This is a genomic window from Pantoea sp. BJ2 (genome assembly GCF_040255075.1).
In the GTDB taxonomy this organism is placed as follows: domain Bacteria; phylum Pseudomonadota; class Gammaproteobacteria; order Enterobacterales; family Enterobacteriaceae; genus Pantoea; species Pantoea leporis.
The window spans coordinates 206262-231417 of sequence record NZ_CP158294.1 but is presented as its reverse complement, the minus strand read 5'-3'; the positions used below and the strand labels follow the sequence as shown (position 1 = coordinate 231417).

General features: G+C 47.6%; 12 protein-coding genes and 3 pseudogenes. 10 read left to right on the top strand and 5 right to left on the bottom strand.

All coding sequences use genetic code 11. From position 1 onward, the window contains the following. Positions 1 to 40: 40 nt before the first annotated feature. The 5 genes from AAF463_RS24310 to AAF463_RS24290 all read right to left on the bottom strand — a co-directional run bounded on the left by AAF463_RS24310 (position 41) and on the right by AAF463_RS24290 (position 6691). Positions 41 to 400 (bottom strand): DDE-type integrase/transposase/recombinase, encoded by a 360-nt coding sequence (locus tag AAF463_RS24310; protein ID WP_350262475.1) that lies wholly within the window; start codon positions 398 to 400, stop codon positions 41 to 43. Between the two features lie 1225 nt (positions 401 to 1625). Continuing rightward, positions 1626 to 2477: a hypothetical protein gene (locus AAF463_RS24305; protein ID WP_350262474.1), complete on the bottom strand. Its 852-nt coding sequence runs from the start codon at positions 2475 to 2477 to the stop codon at positions 1626 to 1628. Between the two features lie 270 nt (positions 2478 to 2747). After that, entirely contained in the window at positions 2748 to 5285 is a 2538-nt protein-coding gene (locus AAF463_RS24300) for a fimbria/pilus outer membrane usher protein (protein WP_350262473.1), read from the bottom strand. Between the two features lie 107 nt (positions 5286 to 5392). After that, positions 5393 to 6103 (bottom strand): molecular chaperone, encoded by a 711-nt coding sequence (locus AAF463_RS24295; protein ID WP_350262472.1) that lies wholly within the window; start codon positions 6101 to 6103, stop codon positions 5393 to 5395. A gap of 69 nt (positions 6104 to 6172) precedes the next feature. Continuing rightward, complete coding sequence (locus AAF463_RS24290; protein WP_350262471.1) at positions 6173 to 6691, bottom strand: fimbrial protein; 519 nt, start codon at positions 6689 to 6691, stop codon at positions 6173 to 6175. An 867-nt stretch (positions 6692 to 7558) separates the two neighbouring features. Here AAF463_RS24290 and AAF463_RS24285 point away from each other — a divergent pair. The 10 genes and pseudogenes from AAF463_RS24285 to AAF463_RS24240 all read left to right on the top strand — a co-directional run bounded on the left by AAF463_RS24285 (position 7559) and on the right by AAF463_RS24240 (position 25066). Beyond that, a pseudogene (locus tag AAF463_RS24285) lies at positions 7559 to 8703 on the top strand (IS3 family transposase). Positions 8704 to 9899: 1196 nt separating this feature from the next. After that, positions 9900 to 10409: a fimbrial protein gene (locus AAF463_RS24280; protein WP_350262773.1), complete on the top strand. Its 510-nt coding sequence runs from the start codon at positions 9900 to 9902 to the stop codon at positions 10407 to 10409. 66 nt (positions 10410 to 10475) lie between these two features. Continuing rightward, positions 10476 to 11201 carry a molecular chaperone gene (locus AAF463_RS24275; protein WP_350262772.1) on the top strand — a complete coding sequence of 242 codons (726 nt, stop codon included), beginning with the start codon at positions 10476 to 10478 and terminating at the stop codon, positions 11199 to 11201. Between the two features lie 29 nt (positions 11202 to 11230). Beyond that, positions 11231 to 13849 (top strand): fimbria/pilus outer membrane usher protein, encoded by a 2619-nt coding sequence (locus AAF463_RS24270; protein WP_350262771.1) that lies wholly within the window; start codon positions 11231 to 11233, stop codon positions 13847 to 13849. A 71-nt stretch (positions 13850 to 13920) separates the two neighbouring features. Further along, positions 13921 to 14820: a hypothetical protein gene (locus AAF463_RS24265; RefSeq protein ID WP_350262770.1), complete on the top strand. Its 900-nt coding sequence runs from the start codon at positions 13921 to 13923 to the stop codon at positions 14818 to 14820. Positions 14821 to 15162: 342 nt separating this feature from the next. Next, the gene (locus AAF463_RS24260) at positions 15163 to 16071 is read left to right on the top strand and encodes a hypothetical protein (RefSeq protein WP_350262769.1); all 909 of its coding nucleotides are present in this window, start codon (positions 15163 to 15165) and stop codon (positions 16069 to 16071) included. 825 nt (positions 16072 to 16896) lie between these two features. Then, positions 16897 to 18047 (top strand): annotated as a pseudogene (locus AAF463_RS24255) (IS481 family transposase); the annotation flags it as partial. 81 nt (positions 18048 to 18128) lie between these two features. Beyond that, positions 18129 to 18304, top strand: a pseudogene (locus AAF463_RS24250) (helix-turn-helix domain-containing protein). A 488-nt stretch (positions 18305 to 18792) separates the two neighbouring features. Beyond that, complete coding sequence (locus AAF463_RS24245) at positions 18793 to 20547, top strand: hypothetical protein (protein WP_350262768.1); 1755 nt, start codon at positions 18793 to 18795, stop codon at positions 20545 to 20547. Positions 20548 to 21208: 661 nt separating this feature from the next. Further along, positions 21209 to 25066, top strand: coding sequence for a hypothetical protein (locus AAF463_RS24240; protein ID WP_350262767.1), 3858 nt, complete (start codon positions 21209 to 21211; stop codon positions 25064 to 25066). The last annotated feature ends 90 nt before the right edge of the window (positions 25067 to 25156 follow it).

The window sequence follows — 25156 nt, the reverse complement described above, 5'->3', positions numbered from 1 at the left end:
CGCATCAGCACACAGTGCTCGACGACCAGCACCGCGTTCTCTACCTTTGCTTTGTCCTTAGGATGATAGGACGGGCGGGCAGTACAGCTGTATTGTAGTGTCGCGCAAATTTCTGATAGTTTTCATTAAGTACCGGATCGTAGCGGTCCGCTTTTTTAACCGCTGCGCGAAGATTGTCAGGCACAAGCAGCTGCGGCACGCCGCCTAAGAACTCAAAGGCCCGCACGTGCGCCATCAGCCAGCTTTCCTGATCCTGCGCCGGGCTGGCTTCGATGTAGGTGTAGTTTGATGCACCAAGCGTGGCAACGTAGATCTGCGCGTGGCGGATAACGCCAGTATCGGGATTAACCACGGGCACAATGGGAGCACAGTAGTCCAGGAACAGCTTTTCAACGGCCATATGCAGCTTCCGCATGCTGCGCTTTTGTTTCTTCACTTAGTCCCGGTAGAGCACGCAGAACTGGATTTAGCAGTAGGCCTTTTCTGGCTCATCATGCTGATATTAATGCCATACCCTTGCGGCGCAGTTCCTGATGGCAGAGTCCGAAGTTATGTGTTGTTAACTGCATCTTTTCCAGTAAAGCATCCTCTCCAGCCAAGTGTCCGACTATAAATGCTTCGGAGTGCGTGCTAATCTCAGTATATCCTCTTCGATGTATACCGTAATTCTACTTGTTCTTACCGAGCCATAAGGCGCGAGCAGACCGGCAGACGCAAAAAAACAGCGGGTGCGTTAAATTTATTTAATAGAATATAATGTAAAACATGCTTATTTATTTAGTGAGGTCTTTGCCTGCGGTTATGATCAGAAATGGGTGCTCTTCTGGGCTAATATGGATCTCCTCATATGCAATTATTGCAACTTTAATTTCGAAATCAGCTATCAGATGACTTAAGTCTGCATCGTAACGCTGAATATCATCCCCGGTAAACCCGGATTAAATCCATACGTCTGATATATCAATTAATAATAATTCAACTTCTGCTCCCGCTTGAATAATAACCTCGCCTGATAGGTAAATGTCTTTTTACGCGCTTTTCAAGAGAAGGTGTGTAGCATGAGTGCAGGATTTGACCGCAGAAAAGGGTGATGAATAAGCAGATTACACGTTCAACGCTTTGCCTGCGCGTAAACAACATGCACATGAGCTGAACAGCTTTAATTTTATAAACTTTTTAGAACAGAATGGCCTGAATTAAGGGGGAGCAGACTGTACAGTAACGTCATGGCCAGTGGCTCTCTGATAAAAACCCGCTACAAGACTTAATTATCCAGTAATGATACCATGGTCAACGGCCAGCAAAGCTGAGTGAATTCTGAATTCATTGACCAGCATGTTAATGAATTTTTAAAGTAATTGGGACGATATGCACAATAGAATTAATACAGCGAGCAGGGGGAAGTGAGGGCTGGAGATTAAGCCAGTACAGTGGCTGATTTTTACCTCTTATTTCTCCGAAACTCGTGTTCGTAAATTCCGCCAGTGACAGGATTATAACCTTTACAACTTGCACTGAGCTGGGCAGAGTGCGTGATATTTCTGTTGATTAAAGACCGCCCTTTTTATCACAGATTCAGTCACGGGCATCGAAGGGCGGTCATCTGCAGCGAACTGATGGATTTATCAATCAGTAAAGAGTCGCACTGTAAGTGTTCCAGAAATATCACCTGCCGCGACTGACTCTCTGGTTTTTACATAAGTTAACGAATAGGGCAGCAAACTTTGATTTAAACCTCGTTCAAGTTTAACCTTTTCATTGGGCCTGATGCATTGACCAGCCGTTTGATCATAAACACAAATTGCCACTCCCGTTTCTTTTCCTTTAGATGGAACAATGAAAGCGCCATCACTGGTAAGGGTCGCACTTGTGAAGTCGATGTAGCTATTTTGCGTACCATTGGTAGTGACTTTGATACCCATAGATTCCGCATGCGATGCTACAGGTTGATTTATTCCCGTAAAGGCTGGAGCGTAGATTGCTTTCAGAGACACCGAACGGTTAAATGTCACGATATCTGCAGGAAAAGCCTCAAGTTTTCCGGTAATATAGACTGTTAATATGACTGCTCTGTCTGATTTTCGAAGGATGCGAAATAGCGGCTCACGATTCCATTCAGTTTTAGTCGGTTTATTTACGAGAAATTTAGCGCCAACTCCCATGCTAATTATTTTTTCTATTGAGGTAATGGAGAGGGGATGGCTCCCACGCCATGTCTGGGTATTGAATTGACTATTTATCCATCTGTAACTCACCGGGTAATCCACTTGCCAAGAATCTGGTATAGTTCCATTAACTCTTTCAAAAACAATGTCACATTTTTTATCCACCGGATTGAATAAAATTTCGCGTATCGGCTCGATGCTAAAGACTGACCATTCACCCAAATAATAGTAACCCGTTATGGTTCTTTCTATGGAAGTTTCTTTCCCGTTACTGCAGTCAGCCTTAACATTCGCGCTAACTACTAATCCCATTAGCGTGAGCATACTGAAGAATATTTTGGGTGCAACTTTGAGAGGATGCAGTAGATTCGTTATACATTTCATTTAATTTTACTCAAGTTGTTGAATTTCAAAAAACGCACGCGACCTATGTAGACAGGATTAAACACGACGGTCATTAACCTGATGTTATTTTTTACTTAATCCCGACGCCATAAACTAAAGCTCGTAAGTTTTGGTATTGTCTTATGGAGAGAAAGGCATGATGCGATATGCCGGGCCATACCGCCCGGCTTTTCTCCGTTATCTGCAGTTAAGCTCGGCCATGCGCAGTCTGGCGCCCTCATCCTGCTTTTTGAGCGTGACGGGCGCTTCACATTGCTGTCCGGATTCTTTGCCCCATGACACCTTCACGCGCGATGTCCCCTTCACTCCACTAAGGTAGACCTCACCCTCACTACCTACGATGCTATTGCTTACCACCTCGTCAGATTGACCTGACATAAGCGTTGCCATTGCTCCAAACGGTACCGGTTTTCCGTTATGTCGCAGGGTGGCCAGTACGCGTGCACCCACGGTCGGTTTAAAGTCAGCCAGTACCAGGGCGCCGTAAGTAGGGATCACCACCTGGGAAGTCTGCTCGATGTCCACGTTGTCTGGCAGACTCATGGTGTCAATGCTGACATTATTACGGCGATAGGGGGTGATATACGGAGTTGCTGTATAACCACGCCAGTCAGTTTTAACGCCCGTCTGATTTAGCACGCTGACACCCCCTGCCTCCGGAGCCCGTACCAGCGCTGCCGTATTGCCCAGCGACTGGGCGAGCGTAACGCCATAAGGGTGAGCAATCACTGATCCACTCATACCGGCACTAGCCTGACGACCGTTACCGTCATAGCTGTAGCTGGCATTGAGGTTGGCGAGCGGAGCATTCCAGCTTGCGTACGCTGAGCCGCTATTACCTTCACCTTTATTCGCCCAGCCTTCCTGTACGTTCCAGTTGAGGCTTCTGTCTTCAAGCGCCTGACCGCTCAGGCCAACCTGATGACGGCTGCGTCCCTCATTATCGTGATAGGCCGAGTAAGTGGCACGGCTGTTACTGAGCCAGTTGCTAAGCGGTATTGATACGCTGGCGTAGACGCTGCGGTCCGCTTCAAACTGCGGATAACGCGAGTCATTGAGGCTGATATTGAAATACAGGTTGCTGAACTCAAATGAATACCCGAGCGACATAGTACGTTCACTGCCAGACTCTCCCCAGTAATCCTGCTGATAAGCAGTAAAGGAGAGTGAGCCGTAATCGCCGAGTTGCTGACTGACCTGGGCCTGCAGCCGGTTACGTTTATTGTGCGTGCGTCGCCAGTAGTCAAACGGGTCGTCTTCATCAAATGTTGTCCCCTGTGGCAACCGCTGAGCAGCCTCAGTAAAGTCATAATAACCCGATGTAGAATAGCGATAGCCTGCCAGAACGAACGAGGTGCCGCTTTGTAAAATGTCTTTATTGTACTGTGCGCGTACTGACTGACCTGAACGCGCGGGACCGCCATCTAACTGGGTGTTTGCATGCGTAACGTCGAGGGACAAAGAGCCAAATCTGCCAAGCCCCTGACCCGCTCCAAGCATCGCCGATTTATAGTCCTGTGCAGCGATGGCTCCGCCGTAGACTGTCGTACCATCCAGGATGCCATATTGCAGCGTACCCTGCAGAAAGCCAGGTTCTCGAACGCTATCAGACCACGCACGGTATTTGCCGCCGGTTAATGAAAATCTCAACCGGCCTTCACGCTGCATACCGGGCACCGCGGAGAAGGGCTGAACAAAATTCGTCTGTGATCCATTCGCCTCTTTTACCGTGATATCGAGAGTGCCACTGCTTGCTGTAGGATAAATGTCCCTGATCTCAAACGGGCCGGGTGCGACGGATGTTGTATAAATAACTGTCCCATTTTGTCTGACCGTAACCGTAGCATTTGAACGAGCTATTCCCCGCACTACGGGCGCAAAACCGCGCAGGCTGTCCGGTAGCATGCTGTCATCAGAGGTAAGCTGTATACCGCGATATTGTATACTGTCGAACAAATCACCTGGCGTTGAAGAATCCCCGAGCGTGAGTCGCGCATCCCACGGCGCAATGTCGTGAAAGGCGTACGTATTCATGCTTCGCCAGTCGTTGACTGTTTTTTCCCGGACGATGCGTCTGCCATTTTCGTCGTAATATGGCTGCTGACCGGTGTTACGCGTGAATGATGAGTTGTTACGAAGCCGCCATCCACCTAAATTCAGGCCACTATCCAGGCGCAGAAAGAGATTGCTGTAATCACTGTCTGCCTCATTACGCCAGTTATTGTTGTAATTGAGGTTGTAGTTAACCATTGCGGCAGGAATGCCGTTATCGCGTAAGGCCGGATCGACAAAGTCGCGTGCACGAAAACGCAGTACAGCCTGCGGGATACTGATATCAAGCCGTGTGATGTTGTAGTCAAACGACGTTGTAATGCCGCTGATGTAACTGGCGGGATCCGTGATAACACTGTCAGCAGGCATAGCGGTCAGTTCAGCTGACGCTTCGGGCTTTAATCCCAGCGACATCCAGTAGCCAGTAGTGAATTCTGGCACGAGCGTATTATCGCGGCTGACAAAGGTCACATTGCTGGTTTCAATGTAATCGCCATTGACGTAAATGTCTGTTCGGTATTTTCCCGGAGGCTGTGTTCCATCATTGAACGCACTCAGATCAGCAACAGCTTGTGTACCTTCAAGGCTGGATAAGGCTGCAGGGTTAAACCATTCGCCTTCAGCAGATATAGCCGTGCCTGACAGGGCGAGTGAGCCGAGCATGCATCCCCGGGCAATCTGACGGGAGATGAAAAGTGATAGGGGTGTGAGCCTTGGCGTCCCCTGCGCTTTACAGGACATGATTTATTCTCATTTAATTGCGAAAGGATTTAGCCGGCGCTGCTCACTGAGCTGGTCATACCGCCACCGTCGTTAATGGCATTCCAGGTAAGGGTTCCGCGCGTTTTTGATTCAATGCGGATTTCACCATCTTTGCCGTTAATGGCAGGGGGGACCGTAATCGACTTATCAATTTTTTTATCGCCAGACATGAGCGTGCCGATTGAGATGTAATACGGTGTGCTGTTTTTCATTACGATAATGTCACCCTCGCGGGAGACTTTTAATTCCCGATAAGCCACTGCTGCTTTTTCACTTGTTAACGCGGCTGGACGATAAATGAGCTTGATAATGTTCTGGAAACTGATCTCAAGTGCGTTCGATGAGCTTTCTTTTTGGGTGCTGGGAATCGCCCTGACATTAATCAAAAAAATACTTTCCCGGTCTGAGGGCAATGCAGCCAGATCAGTGACCGTGAGACGCAGGCGGTTGGATTTACCCGACGCGAGTTTAAACAGGGGCGGAGTGAATACAAATGGCGTTTTAGATTTATTCGCTTCGTCAAAATTACTGACCCATGACTGAATTAGAAACGCTTTTTCTGCCGCACCTTCATCTGGCGCGTTTCTTACTTCAAGAGCGGTTTCTTTATCTTTTTCGTTATAAATGACACGCGTTGCACCAAGGCTTACGCCGGCGGTCGCGGTTTGAATGCTCGCCATAAATAGGGCGCATAAGATGAGTTTATTAAACAGGCGCATGTTCTTTGACCACTTGCAGCAAAAAAATAAACACCCGCGCAACAAAGCACGGGTGATATGAGAGGGTGATTACTTGTAAAGAATATTGACGACAGCTTGTCCTTTCAGATCACCGTTGTTTATGGTTTCTGCTGTCGCAACGGGCTTAGCCCAGAACTTCATTTCAATGTTCCCGCCCTGATCTACCGCCACTGGCTTAGATTCCGTGTTGAGATCGATTTTGGTGGTTTTATCTGCTTCATAAATAGCGAAAGCGACACCTTCTGCACCGTCGGTTGCGGTGTTAGCTATCAGGGTTTTATCTGTGCTGTCTGCCTGTCCATCAAATGTTGCGGTGGCCTGAGAAATTGATTCGCACCCAGAAAGTTTGATGGAGAACGGCACTTCGGCGCCCGGAGTACCAACACCTTTAAAGCTATCTGCTGCAATCAGGCCGAAGTTAACTTCCTGATCGCCACCGCTGCTTACGTCACAGGTTGTTGCGGTCACTTTGCCGGTGAAGGTAATAGTGGCATCCTGAACAGCAAAAGCACTGTTACCAACGGAGCTAAGAATAATCGCTGCAGCTAAGATAGATTTTTTCATCATTTAGATAATTTCCATTCAAATAAAAGTGGATAACGAGCCGTCAGTCATTCTTTGCATGGAGCAAAGAAATAAGCTCTAAAGTCAGACCAGGTCTGATACTTAAATTGTAACGTTTGCGCAAAAAATAAAACGGTTGAATATAAACAACGGGTGTAGAGTGTTGAATAAATAAACATGTCTGCGAAACGTTGCGGCGCATATTACAAATCCGGAGTATCCACTTCAAGGTTAAGGTTTGTTATTTAATCAGAAATCACGGTAACTAAGGGAGGGTTGTAGCGTGTTTTTATATTAAAATTGGCGTAATTTGCCGGGGTTTGTTATTTCATGCTTTCTAAGATCCCCTAATTTTTTAATGTACCATTATGGTTCTTTTGGCACGTGTTTGGCTGTGTTGTCAGTGACTTAATGCCTCATGTCGGATTCGGAGAAGGGGCAGATCTGCGCTGTTAAAATGGTGGTTTAATGGCTTGTTAGTTATTAATTAATTTTCGGAGTGATGGGTTTACTGATATGTATAAACACCACAAAGAAACCTTTCAGGCAGTCAGAATTTACAAAAGAGATTAGCTTTAAATCTGATAGCGCTTTCGCACTCAGAAAATCCTGTGATGAACCGTACACTGATTGCTATTCTTGATCTCACTGTCAAGGGGGCAGGAATATCGGGGGGCGACGGTTTACAGGACGCCGTCGTATTCCTGAATACGCTCATACCATAGCACGAGGATGAAGTATAATTATGCTGATCATCTGTAAATATCACTTTTAATAAAGGTAAAATCAACGGGCTAAAAATGAGAATGAATCGCCACGGGTTTAACAGACACCTCAGAGTCATTTAAGATGACTTAAAGAGAGGTGCCCATGAGCGGTAAGCGTTATCCTGAAGAGTTTAAAATTGAAGCAGTCAAACAGGTTGTTGATCGTGGTCATTCTGTTTCCAGCGTTGCAACACGTCTCGATATCACCACCCACAGCCTTTACGCCTGGATAAAGAATTACGGTCCGGATTCTTCCACTAATAATGAACAGTCAGATGCTCAGGCCGAGATCCGTCGTCTTCAGAAAAAGTTAAAGCGGGTTACCGACGAAAGGGACATATTAAAAAAAGCCGCGGCGTACTTCGCAAAGCTGTCCGACTGAGGTACGCCTTTATCCGCGAACAGCCGTTGCTGGCCTGTTCGTTTGCTCTGTCGGGTTCTGGATGTCCATCCGAGTGGATTTTATTTCTGGCTTCAGCAGCCACATTCACAGCGTCACCAGGCAGACCACATGCTGACCGGGCAGATCAAACAGTTCTGTCTTGAGTCTGGCTGTGTCTAGGGTTATCGCAAGATCCATCTCGATCTGCGTGATACCGGGCAGCCGTGCGGAGTGAACCGGGTCTGGCGGCTGATGAAGCGTGCCGGAATAAAAGCTCAGGTTGGGTACCGTAGCCCACGGTCACGTAAAGGCGAAACCAGCATCGTGGCACCCAACAGGCTCCAGCGGCAGTTCAATCCTGACTCACCGGATGAGTGTTGGGTGACGGACATAACCTACATCCGAACCCACGAAGGCTGGCTGTATCTGGCCGTGGTGGTTGACCTGTTTTCCCGAAAAGTTATCGGCTGGTCAATGCAACCCCGCATGACATAAGAGATTGTCCTGAACGCATTACTTATGGCGGTATGGAGGCGTAATCCTCAAAAACAGGTACTGGTTCACTCTGTCAGGGCAGTCAGTACACGAGCCATGAGTGGCCGTCGTTTCTGAAATCACACGGTCTTGAAGGCAGCATGAGTCGTCGGGGTAACTGCCACGACAACGCGGTTGCGGAAAGCTTTTTCCAGCAACTGAAACGCGAACGGATTAAGAAAAAAATCTCCGGAACGAGAGACGAAGCCAGAAGCGATATTTTTGATTACATCGAAATGTTTTATAACAGTAAGCGTCGGCATGGTTCTAGCGAGCAGATGCCACCGACTGAATATGAAAACTTATATTATCAACGACTCAGAAGTGTCTAGATTATCCGTGGCGATTCAGTGAACAGATTTAGCCGACGCTAATGAATTATGTGTATAGTTATTAAAACTGATGACGAATCATCTTAAACTGTATTGAAAGTCAGACTGCAATACCCGGCTCTGTTCAGCCTAAAAGCATTAAACAGGATCTGATGAACGGCCATCTCAGAGAACCGACCGCAATACACAAATTTCAGCAGCGCTACGTTATCTGAGGTTCGTAAATCTGACATGGCCTTGAGTTAAGTATACAAAACGTGATCCGGGCGAATGAAAATGGCAAGAAGGTATAAAAAACATGAAATATCTTTGGTTTGTTTGTCAATGATTTTTATTCAAATTGTTCATTGGCATTAAGCAATGTTGGGCATAGGTATAAATTCACATTGCCGCACTTTTAATTAGCAATCATTCATAACATGCAACACCACTTTATGACACCGAAGGTGAAATGAATCCAAGAAGTGGTCAGCCTCTTAGCATGCGTGGAATGAATCTCTATGAACGCAAATGGTGACATTTTGCACAGGGCACCCTCCATATGAGTTACTTTCGTTTGCAGTTTATTATCGTTGACTTACCATATTTTGTTAATTGGTAGGTGAAGCGTCATGTGCTGATTGTAATGAATGAACTTAGTTCAGTGATGATGTTTTTTTGAATCACCAATATTTGCATTCTTATTTGCCTTAATTGACGGTTGGCGTAATGAAATAATACCATTTATAAGTGTTTTTAAGCATGGGGCTTCCTCGGGTATTTGCGGAAAGTTCTGGTTTTACAGTCGTTACCAACACGCTGCAGTAAGAGGGTTGTAGCTTTGTGCGGTCCTGTTAATTCGTTAATATTCCCTCTGACAAACTTAGCGCCTTAAAAATAAGAGACGAGTTGCTATAAAAAGAGAGCTTACTGTGTTTAATTGATGTTTAAATAACATTGTCTGGTGTTGTTTTTTTCTTTAAAGGCATTACCATTCGCATCGTTAAACCGTACTTTAACTTGGTGATGTATTCCGGTCGTCAGAAGATGTAAAGGGCGACAGGTATAGAGCGCGTTTAATTCAGACAGGTAAAGCGTTGACATGAACCTCCTTTAATTAACAGGTGATTATCTGCAATGTTATTGCTTGATTAATTTCAGGTGGGCGTTTTGAGCAAAATCGTCTGGTCACACTATATTTGAATAGGAATATGAACATGTTTAAAAAAATTATGTTATCAGCAGCAATCGTCGCAGCCATGGGCACAACTGCTGTTCAGGCAGCAACCAGCGGAACTATCAGTTTTGAAGGATCAATTGTAGACGCTACCTGTACAGTGGATACAAGTGCCAATATTACGCAAACCGTGAATCTAGGTAAACAAGATGCCGGTGATTTTGATGGTGTAGGCACAACGGTGGGTCAGACACCGTTCTCCATTTCTTTAACCGATTGTAATACAGACATTGATGGCGCCAGCGTTACATTCTCAGGTGATGCCACTACTGATGGCACCCTCACTACAGATAATACGACCGTTGGCGTGGAGATCACTCAAGAAGATGGAACTACCGTGATTCCAATTAATCAGGCATCTGCTGTAATTTCTAAAAGTCCTGACAACAGTATTCTTCTTAACTTTAACGCAGCATATAAGGCTCTGGCAGCTACTGTCACTTCCGGTCAAGCAAATGCGCAGGCAACTGCAACTGTGAATTATAATTAATACCTTCACTCTCCCGGAATTACTTTCGGGAGAGTTATCAATTGGCATTTCACCGGTGAGATAAAAATGCGCCTTTTAAAAATGATTATTTTACTCATTGCATTGATTGCAAACATACAGGTCGCCAGGGCAGGAATTAACCTGAGTGGCACGCGGGTGGTTTACAGTGAAGGCAATAAAGAGGTGGCTGTTGCCGTTAATAATACGAATAAAAATGATGAAGGCAATGGCGTAGGCAATTTTTTGATCCAGCCATGGCTTGAACGCTGGCAGGCCGGTGACGAAACAGGTAGCCCTTCAGGTTCTCCGGTGAAAGACAAATCAACATTTATTGTAACGCCTACTCTTTTTACGCTTAAACCAGGTGAATCGAATAATCTTCGGATTACTGCGGTAAATACGCAAAGCCTTCCAAAAGATAGAGAAAGTGTTTTCTGGCTTAATGTGCTGGCTATTCCGGCCACGCCCAAGAATAACAATGGGAATACGTTCCAGATAAACGTTAATACACGTATAAAACTCATTTACCGACCTTCATCCCTTAGTGCAAAAGATGCTGCCGCTGCATATCAGCAGGTAAAGGTTTCGCGTGAGGGGCGCGATATATTACTGGCTAACCCCACTGCTTTTTATATCTCCATCAGCAAGCTGACAGTGGGAAGTAAAAAAATCGAATATCCCGTCACACTTGCACCGGGAGGTACTGTGCGCATTAAAAATACCACGCCCGGAACCATTTCCTGGAATGCTCTGGATGATTATGGCGCAATCACCTCTACTGTATCCCGGTAGGTTAAGCCCTGAAATAATAAGGAACGACAATGCCTAATAAAACTCAGGATTTACCGCGCCCTGCGCCGCTCTCTTTATTCGTTGCGCGACAGTTTGCTCGTAGCTGCATTTTATGTGGTCTCTCCCTTATAGGAACTACGCAGGCAGATACCGAATTGTGGTTTAACCCCGCGGCCTTATCAGGAGGCAGTGGTGATAAGCAAGCCGTGGCCGATCTGAGCGCGTTCAACGACGGTACGCAGCCACCGGGTGTCTACCATTCGGAAATTTATGTCAACGGCGCGTTTATTGGTGCTCGTGATGTGACGTATGTCAAAGCGGGCAAAACGCTGGCGCCGGCTTTTACTGCGGGTTACTGGCGTGAACTGGGCATCAGCCCGAAAGCCTCTGCAGCTCTTGAAGCGATGCCAGACGACAGCATCGTTGATGACCCGTCGAAATTTATACCGGATCTGACCACCGCCTTTACGTACAACCGTATGCGTCTGGATATCAGTATTCCTCAGTCGGCATTACGTTTTCGTGCCCGCGACTACATCAGTCCGAGCATGCGTGATGATGGCTTGCCATCTGCGATGGTTACTTATGGTCTGAATTACAATAACAGCTGGCGTGATCAGGCGGACAGCGATTACAGCAACCTGTTCCTGCGTCTTGGTAGCGGTATTAATCTGGGGGGCTGGCGCTTGCGTAATGATTCGACTTTTACGCGCAATACAGGCGATCAACCGTCCTATGACAATGATGGCAATCGTATTGTCCGTCAGAAAACCGAAACACGCTGGCAGAGCCTGAATACCTATGCGTATCATGATATTGCGCCGCTGGATGCGCGTTTGACTTTGGGCGACTCTTCTACGCCGGGCGACCTTTTTGACAGTATCACTTACCGCGGTGTGCGCCTGACATCTGACGATGGTATGTTACCTGACAGTATGCGCGGCTTTGCGCCCGTCGTGAGAGGGGTGGCACGTTCTAACGCACTAATTACCGTGCGCCAGAATGGGGCAGTAATTTATAAAACCAATGTTGCCCCGGGCCCGTTTGTAATACGTGACATTTATCCCACTGCGAACAGCGGAAACCTTGACGTCAGCATTCAGGAAACGGATGGCACGGTAACGAGCTTTACTCAGGCGTTTTCAGCGGTACCGGGCATGCAGCGCGAAGGACAGATGCGCTTTTCTCTGACGGGAGGTAAATATCGCGCTTATTCCGATACCACGCGTGAACCTTCTTTTATACAAGGCACACTGCAGTATGGCCTGTTTGATGGCACGTCGGTTTATGGCGGCGTTATTGGCGCAGAGGATTACAAATCTGGCATGCTGGGTCTCGGGCAGGGACTGGGCGAATTTGGTTCCGTGTCGCTTGATGTAACGCACGCCAGCACGCACCTTGATGGCGGGCCATCCCGTACAGGCCAGTCTTACCGCGCGCAATACAGTAAAGACCTTCTTCAGAGCGGTACGTCATTTGTGCTGGCAGGTTACCGCTATTCAACGGAAGGTTACTACAGCTTCAGTGACGCTGCCCAAAGGCTGCCTGCAGGAGCGGCCTATGATGATAATGACCCTTATGACTACTGGCGTCGCACGCACACCAAGCGTAACCGTCTGCAGGCTCAGATCAGCCAGCAGCTCGGCGACTATGGCTCGCTTTATGTCTCTGCCTACAAGCAGGATTACTGGGGTGAGTCAGGCACTGAGCGCACCACGTCGCTTGGGTATTCAGTTGGTATTAATGACATTTACTACAGCCTGACGCTGAACGATTCGCGCTATCCGCAGTTTAAACCTGACCGTAGTGCATATTTCAACGTGTCGGTGCCGCTTGACCGCTGGCTGAGTAAAACCCGTGTGAGCTACTCACTTTACAGTGACAACGACGGACGTACGCGTAACCAGGTGGGTCTTAACGGTACGGCACTGAAGAATGGAACCCTTGACTGGAACGTGCAGGAAGGCTGGGCGAATAAAGGGGAAGGAAACAGCGGTTCGGCAGGTGCGACCTGGTACACACCTGTGGCAAATGTGCTTGGTAGTTATGGATATGACGGCAATGGCCGTACAGCCTCAATTGGTCTTAACGGCAGCGTAACGGCGCACCCTTATGGTGTCACGCTGTCTCAGCCTGTGGGTGAGACAGCGACCCTGATTCGTGCACCAGGCGCAGCCGGGGTAGAGATTCAGAACCAGCGCGGTGTCAAAACGGACGGGCGTGGTTATGCGATTGTGCCGTATGCGAGTGCTTATCACCGTAACCGCATTGACCTTAACACCACCAGCCTGCCGGATAATGTCGACGTCCCGCTGTCCTCGCAGTTGGTAATCCCGACATACGGCGCGCTGGTACTGGCCGACTTCAAACCGAACGTCGGGGCGCGTGTACTGGCCACATTGACGCATCGTGGTAAGCCGGTACCGTTCGGCGCAACTGCAAGTCTCTTATCCGGTGATGAGGCCGCAGCAAATTCAGGCATCGTGGCTGAAGACGGTCAGCTTTATCTGAGTGGCGTCAAAGACCAGGGCGACCGTGTGAAAGTTAGCTGGGGTAAAGGCGCTGATGAACAGTGTGTGGCTCCGCTGCAACTTGCCGGAACGGATGAGCAGGCGCGTATACGCACCCTGAACGCGGTGTGTCAATAAGTCTTTAACCGGAGCTAAGATAAGCTATGGCTGCGAATGGACTTATCTTCATCATAAATGAGGAAGGACTAATGATGAATTACTTTAAGAGACACAATAAAACGCATTTTTTTGCGGTGTTGATGCTTATGGGACTCAGTGGAGCTCAAAAAGGTTGGGCAGATTGTGTCAGCTCTAGTATGACCAAATCTTTAATTGGCTCATATGGCGATATCGTTGGCCCTCCAAATACAGTTGTGACGGCTGTTGTAAATTCTGCTCAACCAAGGATTAGAGTTGCAAATACGGGTACATGTTGGTTAAGAACGACTATAGGCGCTGGACCAGTTGGTAGTTATTACATTTTATACACAACAGAGCCAAACGGTCCCGTTAAGTCTTTTTTCACCAGCAATGGCCTTGGAGTTGATATCAAAGCTTATGAAATTGTTGGCGTGAGAACTGACAATGGAATTATTACCTTTCGCTCTCCTGCAGCCGGAGAACAAGGTAGTTTTACTTGGGTTACACTATCTAAAGTAGAATCTCCCGTTTCACTAATATATGATGGTTATATAGACGGGCATTATGCTGTTGTTGCGGGTAATATCGACAGTCTCAACGAAACCATCACCTTGCCACAGGTGTCATCTACAGAGTTTAACGGTAAGGGGTCCGTTATAAGGGACAAAGCACAGACATTGGGACTTTCTGTGACTACAGTAGCAACGACCAATATTTCCCTGCGCCTGACGGGGAACATTGATAACGCCGGACTATTTATTCCTAATGAAGGCGAAAATACTGGCGTGGGTGTGTGCATTCTGAACACCGATAGTAATAACTGTATCAATGCGAATGAACCTATACGGTTAGCTAATAACCTGAAGCAAGAGCTCCTTAATTATTCACTGGCCTATGTTCAACGGGATGAGACGGTCAAATCTGGAAATATCCGAGGTCAGATCACCTTAAGCATAGTTAATCAATAGCGGTAAACCGGTAGATTCGCGGGCGTGAAGGTTACGAATTTGACCGCAGCTAATTAGGTCGTCGATCCCATTTCGGGCGGCTAGATTAGTCTGCGCTATTAGTGTTTAAAATATCTTTTAAATGTATAACCTATTGATGGTGTACCGATATAAATATTCACGCGCTTGCTCAATACCTTAAACGGTATTTATTAGATAATGTTTAGGTGGATGAAGGTGTTTCGAATCGATGAGCCTAAAAATTATAATCAGCCTTAAATACAGCTAATGGCAAGTCAAAAAAAAACTTTTTCTTGCCGGAGCACGAATGATTCCCCAATTTAAAGTGTGAGGACAAACAATATGTTGATTTTTTTCGAGGGGCGCGTGAAGAAAACACTAATGTTGTTATCATTATTTGCGGGGGGGGGGCCTGCGATGGTGTTGGCGGACTGCATACCTTCTGCGGGTTCAGGACTTGTAACAGTAGGTAGTTTTGGCGTTATTAGCGGCCCTCCCGGGGGCACTATAACTGCTACACTTTCCTCAACACCGCGTCAGGATTTTATTGCAAGAAATGGAGGATGTAACTTCACCGCTAGACTGATTTCAGGAACCCCTTTTTATCTTTTCTACACGGTGGGAGAAGGAGGTCCTGTGTTATCAAGGTTGATTGGTTTTTCAGCGACGTCTGTTCAGGCAAACGCAATTATTGGAGTAGGGTCAACTGCAGCATCTCTTGGTGGGCAGTACACATTTACTGCTCCTCAAACTGGAGGTATAAATAATTATACGTTGGCAGAATTTGAAAGCACACCAGATAATCCTGGAGGTGTCTTCCGCTATGAACCTATTATTAATGGTAATTACACAGTGATCGTGGGAAACATTGACAGCCTAAATTCAAGCATCAACTTGCCGCAGGTATCACCAAAAGAATTTAATGGTAAAGGGTCTGTTCTAAGAGATAAGGCTCAACCTTTGGGGCTTTCTGTCACCACCATATCTACGACCGATGTTTCAATTCGTTTATCAGGGAACATCGACAATGAGGGATATTTTATTCCTAATACCGGCTCAGAAACAGGTGTGGGTGTTTGTATCCTGAACACGGATACTAACAACTGCATCAATGCTAGAAATGGAATCCGGTTGGAAAACAACCTGACACAACAGCCACTTCCTTATTCTCTGGCATATGTCCAGCGTGGTGAAACTGTGAACAGCGGTGTCATAAATGGCCAGATCGTATTAACAATGACTAATCAGTAGCCATTTTAAGCAAAATAGTTTCTTTATGGACCAGTTACATTCTAGTAGCCTTTTTGAACGGCGGCTTGTTTGCTTCTGAACTATATAGTAAGGACTCTTGCAATGAATTATAGCGGGCTAGAGAAGGCTACCATTATTAATTCTTTATGTAGTCAACCATAAAGTTAGTTTTGAGTTGCTATATTGAAATATACTTGCATCTTATTCCGCAGAGCAATGGTATATATTGAAAATGTGCAAATTTTGACGTTTTATTTCATGATTATTTTGAATGCCTTCGGGTTATGTGAGATTACCTTAAATGCTTTTGATTAGGCTCGGTAAATAACTAACAATAAAGTGGTTTTTATCGCTGCAGTGGAGTTTTGAGATTAAGAATTGGTCAGTTGGGTTCTAAACCAGAGGAAATGCAGTTAATCTTGCTGCTCAAGATAAAACGTTACGTTGCGAATTTATAGCTTTTCTTATGAATTTCGCGCGCCATAAACATGATGTCAGGGATTTGCACCCCTGTATCAGAGCAGACTGAATAATAAAATATTTAGTCGATCCGCGCCCGTTTTCAATGGCGGGTCGGCTGGGGGACGCTTCTGCCTCGCCAGTTGCTTTGACTGGTAGTGCAAACCCCGTTCGATTCGCCACCCAAGGAGCATTCCATGCACGACGAGCAGCGTACTGAACAGGTGTTTGTGACCGGTACCGATAATGTCATACAAGTACCTGTAGCGGCGACACCTCCCCCTTGTAATGTTCAGTCCGGGGAGATCGTGAACACTTGTTCGGGGAAGTGGTAGATACTTACAACTAAGGCATAAGAACCCGTTTATGGAGTCGCTTATGCCCTGGGATGCGAGAGATACCATGTCATTACGTATTGAGTTTGTTCTGCCCGCCTCGCAAGACGGGGCGAAAATCCGCGAGCTGTGCCGCCGCTACGGCATTTCTCCCGCCACCGCCTATAAGTGGCTTCGCCGCTGGGCTGAGGAAGGGCCGTCCGGTCTTCAGGACCGCTCACGCACGCCCCATCATTCCCCCGGCAGGTCGCCCGACGACATCACTGACCTGCTGCGTATGGCGCATGAGCTTCATCAGCGCTGGGGAGCACGCAAGATTAAGCGCTGGCTCGAATAACGCGGACACCGCATGCCTGCCTTCAGCACCGTCCATAATCTGATGGCCCGCCACGGCCTGCTGCCGGGACTGGCTCCGGGTATTCCAGCCACGGGGCGGTTTGAACACGCGGCCCCCAACCAGCTCTGGCAGATGGATTTTAAGGGCCACTTTCCCTTTGACGGCGGCCGCTGCCATCCGCTGACCCTGCTGGACGACCATTCCCGGTTCTCGCTGTGCCTTGTGCACTGCGCTGACGAACGGCGCGAGACGGTACAGTAGCAGCTGGTCAGCGTCTTTGAGCGCTACGGACTGCCGGACCGGATGACGATGGATAACGGCTCACCGTGGGGCGACACGACCGGGACCTGGACCTGAACGGCAGTGGAGCTGTGGCTGATGGGGCAGGGTATCCGGGTGGGCCACTCCCGGCCTTACCATCCGCAGACGCAGGGCAAGCTGGAGCGCTTTCACCGCAGTCTGAAGGCGGAAGTGTTGCAGGGAAAGTGGTTCGCGGATAGCGGAGAGCTGCAGCGCGCCTTCGACCACTGGCGGCAGTCTACAACCTCGAACGCCCGCATGAGGCGCTGGATATGGCGGTGCCGGCGTCGCGCTATCAGCCATCATCGCGGCAGTACAACGCCCGCGTATCGTCACCGGAATACGACGAGGGCGTGATGGTCAGGAAGGTGGTTATCAGCGGGAAGCTGAGCGTAAAAGGCGTCAGCCTGAAGACAGGCAAGGCGTTCAGGGGAGAGCGGGTTGGGTTGAAGGAGACGCGTGAAGACGGTTACTACGAAGTGTGGTGGTACAGCACAAAGGTGGGGGTGATCGACCTGAAGAATAAGTCGATCACCATGGGTAAGAATGTTAAAAAGTGTTCACCATGTCCCTGAACACCCGTTTACCATGTCCCCGGACCGTACAGTAACTGGCACAGGGCCGATATTCTCTGTGCCATCCGGAAAGCCGGCAGCAGTCTTTCAGCGCTGTCCGGGAGGCCGGCTTATCCTCTTCGAGTTTATCAAATGTGTTTTATCGTCCCTGGCCCAGAGCAGAGCGGATCATTGCGGATTTTCTGAATAAGCATCCTGCAGATATCTGGCCTGAACGATATCGTTAATCAGCTACCCCGGAGAGAACCACTTCTCCGGGTATTGATATGGCTTTCAGAAGGCTTCCTGCCGGCAATTCAGCATTTCGAGGTTTTAAATTATGAGTGGTCTACGCCGGGCTGAAGTTAATTACCTTAATGGCTTTCGCTTCAGTAAACATAATTCCTGCTGGCTAAGACCTGCAATAATCCCCCTAAAAGGCTTATATCTTTCCCACCGGCAGTGTCAGTAGGGGATGCGATGTAACCAGTACTGTTCACTTTTTTCATACTGGCCAGGGAGCAAACAGTGATATCGAGCATTTCATCAGGATGCCGGCCTCACTTTATGCCCATATGAAAAGGTAACGTGCCAGCGCGGTCCTTATGCCGGACTTCCTGTAGTTATACACGTTTATTAAATCGCTCAGTGTACATCCTGCGGAAGGGTCTCTGGGTTAACTCTGACTGGTGTGCGCCCTGGCGTAGCTGCCCTAGTAAACGAACAAGAGGTTTTGATGCCCATCGACGCTGCCCACTCAGGTAAAACAAATTCTTTTTTCCTGACTGAAATCTTCACGTCCGGTCAAAAGACCCGGCAAGGCGATAAAATTGGGACGCTCACTCAGCAGCAGCAGAGCGAGCACCTGAACGCCTTATCACGAAAGCCTGGTCTCAATAGCGGGAACCCGCATAAACAACAGTTTTGGTATGCCGCTATTCAGACGCTTGCGCTGGTTATGAATACACAGGCAGGAGGTCCGGATATATCACCAGCGCGCACTGTCGGTTGCCCGTCAGATCCATTCGATGCATATCAGAGTACCTCGTCAAAACAGTATGTTTCAGCATTAATCCACGCCGGGGCTGTTATGCGAAGCGAGCCGGCAGGAAGTGGTTATCGCGTGAAACATCCTGTTTCATTGATACCTGCTAAGGTGGACACCGCCGGGGCTCCATTGCGGAATGAGCATGTTCAGGTGGAAATGAATTCTCAGGCCAGCCTGACGGTGATGCCTTCATTTAAGCCTGGAACCGATGAGTACATTGATGCCTTGAGGCGGGCACCCACAAAATCCGCTGCGTTATCCGAGCCTACCAGCCGGGGCGGTTTAGAAATCGTGAAAGTCTTTGAACTCCGGATCGCTAACGATACGGGAGACTCTGGTATAGCAAAATACTCTCCTTTTTACCTGAGCCTGAGAGATGGTTATTTTTACCGTGCACTGAGCGCTGACGTTATGGGTGAGGGGCCTTACGCTCTCAGGCAGGGTAGTACCGATACACTTGTGCGAGTGGATTTGCTCGATACGCCCGCACTGAGCGCTGAAGAAAAAGCAAATCTGCTGACATCGGTTGGCGTTCCGGGGCCTCACCATGCTTTATTTGACACACAGGATACTCCTGAACGAAAACCATTACCGCCTGTCGTCAATCAGCTCTGGATTGGTGTGAAAAAAATCCCGGAAAAAGTGCTGCGGATTGTCTCTGCGAACCATAAGAAAATGGCGCGTGCGCCATCAGCATTAAAACATATCATTTATCTCTCTTCCCGGAACGCAGAGGCGTTTAAATACAACAGAATGGAACTGAAGCGTGCAGCACCGGGTGCCGAGATCGTTGAGCTTGAAACCTCTCCGTTTATGAAATCTTTTCAGCAATGGAAAGGGGGAGAGTACGCGCAACTCGCCCGCGAACATGAGCGGCTGGCCGACCTGGGCGAATTCGGGCCGGCTTTTCAAAAAGACGTATTGATGCTTGGAATACTTGCGACTCACGATACCGGCTGGCATGGCGGTGGGATGTACCTTGACCTTGACAGCAGGATAGTTGGTGCTTTCACGCCTGAGAATCTCTCTACGGCTCCTGATGCACCTCTGGTGGGGCGCCTTTCTAAAACCCTGAATTTTGGCGATTCGACGTTCGTTTGTAATGATGCTCTCGGGGTACACGAGAAGGATCCTTTCCCTGAAAACGTTCTGGCTCTGGCAAGCAAGTACTGGGCAGCATCACCGGTCCCCCCCATGGACGACGTTGTAAAAGCCTCTAAATCTGCAAAACAGGATTATTTCATCCGGCTGGCAAAAACTTCAGCAGGCCCGGAGCTGTTTACTGAGACTATGATGACGCCCCTCATCACAGGGCCGTTACTGCAGTTTGCGCTAATGCCTTACCGGTATGGCGTGATGCTGGAAACCCAAGAACGTAATCGTTTCTTTAAAGTTCAGACTTTTGTTCAGACACAGGATGGTGAGAATAACTCATGGGGATGAGTAGCCTTCCTTGTAAATACCGGAAAAATACAACGGTTAATGTATTAAATGCCGTACTGGATAACGAAGGCTTACGTCCCTTACGAAGCTGCTACAGACGCGATTCACTCATTGACCGCTTCAAGTGTTACCGTAACCTGTTTTTTAAAATACACAGTTCATGCTGTCGTTTTTGATTTTCGTCAATCATAATCACTTCTCTGTTTTCACTCGCCTTCAGAAAGCCTGACACCGCTCATACGTGTTTTGTATAACCTATTTGCCGGCTATCATTAACGAAGCGTGTGGTGAATTTACGTTGCGAACGACGTCAGTTCACCGGCCCCATACACTGTAAAGCCACACCCTCCCGAACACCTTCAGGTGTGATTTGCGCCTCCAGGCACGGTTTACGATCTTTTGTGCGTTCGACACAAAATATCCGTTTATTAGTGATGCCCACATCATCCAAAAGATGGTCTTAACCCGTGCTGAGGTCAATGCTGGCTGTCGTGAGGGTGCTTATTATTGTAAAGCCTGGATAACGTTAATCCGGCGCAGGATACACGCAGCTTGACGAAAGCATCAGTCGCAGACGTTACGGCCAGCCTGGGATATTCATGTAAGTGTCAGGTGCAGTGCAGAAATTAAGAACGGGTTTTGAGATAATAAGGCTCAGGGAATGGGAAAAATAAAACATTCACCAATTGACTGCTACAGACTTTCTATCGGAAATGAATATGCAAAAAGAAATTCACTCACCCATGCACAGCCCGTGCAGAATACGCTCAATAGCATATCGAAGCAGTTCGGCAGCTCTGTAAATATTTTACGTGTAAGAAATGTGAGTGAAAGTTTAACCACAATTGCGGTTGTCCTCAGTGCCTTTTCTTCTGCTGAAGCCCTGACGCGTTCCTCCTTCAAAATGAAGGCCCTCAATGCCGTTCAAAATACTTTATCTGAAGGCACGGGTGTCGGGACACTGATTGACCGGGGATCAAGCGCAATGAATATGCCGCAAGCGTATTACCCGCTGGTCCTTGCATTCCCGGAGGGAAATGGCACCTATCCTGCTCAGCAAACAACGGGCGAGCCTTGCCACAGACAGGTATCAGCCGCCGCTGAAAGTGCTCAGCAGCAAAGTAAAGTGGGTATTAAAGCTGACTATAAACTTGCCATGAAGGTAAATGAGGTAACCGGAGAGGGTGATGATACACAGAAAGAGGCCTTTTATGACACGCTAAACGAGACGTTAAGGTCAGAATCGCTAAAATCTGCAGCGGAGAATCTGTATCATCAGATTGAAGAATTCTTATCGGTTAAGTTCAATACTCATGTCGCCAATATTCAGTTAATCGACTTTTTGCTGCTGACACTGGCAAAAAGGGATGAAGGCGTGCGTTACCCGGACTGGCGTGAATACCATCGCCAGCTGTTAACGATAAAAGATGACGCTTCTGTGCATGAATACCTCAGAAGTGGAGAAATCGCTAAACCTCATCTGAAGCACCGCATCCACAAAGACTCCCCGAAAAAATCCGATGATGGCCTGGATTGTTCAAGGCTAATCAGGTTAGCCAGAGACATGGCGCAGGGCGAGGAGCAAAAGCAGGCTGACTATTTTTCATTTGCCGGATCGCTTACGAGGGATGACTGGCTGCGACTCGTATCAGAAACGGGGGGCCGTGACCATCGTATCCTGCGTGTAGTGAGTTCCGTTCCTCTGCCGCAAAGCCGGCATATGAGCGACGTGGCGTTCTTTGACAAACTTAACGTGCTGGGCCGTGCACTGAGTAAAACTGAGCGCTATTTTCAGCGAGAGGATGTGCTTAAACCCGGGACAATGCGATGGAACGCGCTCAGCCAGAAATATCCTTCTTTTATGGTCAGGCAATTTGCTATCGCTCAGCAGTATGGAATGCCGGAAAATTCAGAGATAACAGATATACGTATCTACTACGAAAGCCTTATGGCCGAAAATGACCTGAAGAGTGAGGTTGAACTGAATGAGGCATATCTGTACTGGCTGCAGGTCAGGGAGTTAAACGCTGATGGAGGGCAGTCCTCCCGGCTCTGGGCTCCTGACATCATCGCCTTGTTTCAGGAAGACGCCGCCAGAGTGGCGCTTAACGAACTCACCCAAACGTCATTAAATAAGATTCTGAACCTGAATGCCCTTGCTGAACAGATCCAAAAGGAAGGAAGCGAGGTGCATTATGCCTCCTTCATTAATACTGCCTTGCAGCAACTGGACAACGAAATCACGCTGGCCAATGACCGGGTAAAGGCTTATCCCGCAGCGGCGTCTCTTATCAAAAAATCCCCCCATTCAGGATTTGAATCACTTCACACAAGGCGCATCCTTGCCGCTAAAATAGTGGCCCCCCGTTCAGGACAAAACATCAGCGATTATGACTGGCTTGACCGCTATGCTGAACTTCGTAATTGTGAAGAGTACAGCCTCGGACTCGTGCTGGTTGAGGCGCTTCTGTGCAAAATAGCGGCTCGGGTGAACACCACGTCCACCACCCACGCACAAACCCTTCACAAATTGCCCGGTTTTCCTGCAGAGGATATTGCCAAATTTTATGAACAGGAGATCGATGACGCGGCGAAGATTTATGGTTTTCGGGCAGACGACGTTCAGGATATCTTCTCCATTCGCTCAGTAAAATCACGAAGCAGTCTCAGTTACAACGATCGCGAATACCACGCTCAATTTGATCGTTATCTTGATGAGGGACATGTCGGTAAAGAAAGTGCACTGGATGTAGGCATGGCAGCGATATCACTGAACATGACAATAAGTGAACTAAAGTCCTCTCCCCGGCGCACTGATATAATGGCCTTTGGATATACAGCGCCGTATGGTGCCCATAAACTGACGGCCTATGGGCGTGTCATACTTATGCAGTTAGATAATGGAAGTGGCATTCTCATATCGGATGTTCTTGGCGATGATATTGTAAAAAGACTTAAGCCCGACGAAACGAATACCGTACTCAAAGTCCTGGAAAGTGCACAGGCCGTTTCCTACCACGATAAAAGTCGGTGGCATTTAACCTATGATCAAATCATTCAGGAAGACGCAATAAAAATTGTCACGGATAAGACATTCGAGCAAATTTTCAGGGATGTGCGGGAGCGTTCATCGCCGGTTGCGACACCTTTTTTACTGCTTCAGAAGCCCACGGTAAAGTCAGAGTTACCCTATGTATCGGGTAAAAATGTGCTGGAAACGCTCAGAATAGCCCGTGAAGCCGTCCTGAAAATTAACTGCAAATTTCTGAGAGCAAATCTGGCCACGCGTTCAGACTGGGAATCTTTGGGTGACAGATTCATTCCTTTTTATGAAACCATTACGATGAAATGGAACAACAGAGACTATGTGATTGATTTTGAAAGTGTGGCAGTGGATTTAGCTTCGCTCTTACCCGGGTTTGGGCACGCCATTAAAAGTGGTGCAATTACACGCCGCGTGTTAACGAAGTTGTATCAGTCCTCTGCGAGGAATGTTTTCTTTTCATCCATAAGGTTCCTGGCAAATAAGATGATTACTCATCTTCCTGCGGTTGCGTTTGATGTTATGTCGCCAGTACCGCGGGTGTCGTTGCCTAAAAAAACAAAAAGTTTGATTCCAATGAGATACGCCGATCCCGACGTTTATGTGCGGGACTTCCAGTATGTGAAAGAGCAAGGGGTGAAATTATTTAAACACTATAATAAGGGTTTTTATTTTATTCAGGATGAACAGTGGTTCAGGATAAGATGGGATGATTACGCTCACACATGGAGATTAATACCGCCCTCCAGAGGTTACGAACCTCCAGTCAGAATAACGAACAATTACACATGGCGCATACACGCCGAAGTGCCGGGGTTGGGCGGGGGGCAGGCGTGGTCCAGTCATAATCAGAGGAGAAAAATTTCACCCTATAAAAATATCATCGGGCAGGGGAACAGTGGTGATGTTGTTAATGTCAGCAAAAACAGGGTGAAGAAAATCTATCATGAGAACTTCCGAAGTGATTCACTTGAGCATCCAGTTGGAAAGCCTGACACTGATTGCGCTTTTAAGGCAAGGAACAATGCGCGTGGTATGAATCTGTTTTATGGAGAAAACACGGCAGTTGTGCGCTTGGAAACCATACAACGAAGGAGCAAAGCAGTTGTCGAAATGAACAGGATTAAAGGGTCGACATTGAAAAATATGTGTCTGAAAAACGATATGAACGCGCTCTTAAAAATGCGTAAAGCGATTAATGATTCACAGGGTAAGTTGATTGATGATGTTGTAGATAAACTTGTTGCGAATCGAATCGTTTATTTTGATTTCAATCCCGGCAATATCATTTATGACTTTAAGAGCAACAGAATTAATCTCATCGATTTTGATGATATTCAGCTCCAGACCGCAGCGGTTAACTCCAGAGATATCGTTATGATGCACGAGAGGATCCGAGACACCATCAACAATGCTTTAAAAAGAAAAGGGCTCACTGGCCTCGACACTGCGACTGATTTTCGAATTGAGTCTTAATTAAGAGTATGCAATGAAATTTTAAGCTCCACTTAATACTGTTCCATTGTTCACCGGACATTTCGGATCTCAAGCCGGATGTAATTTAAG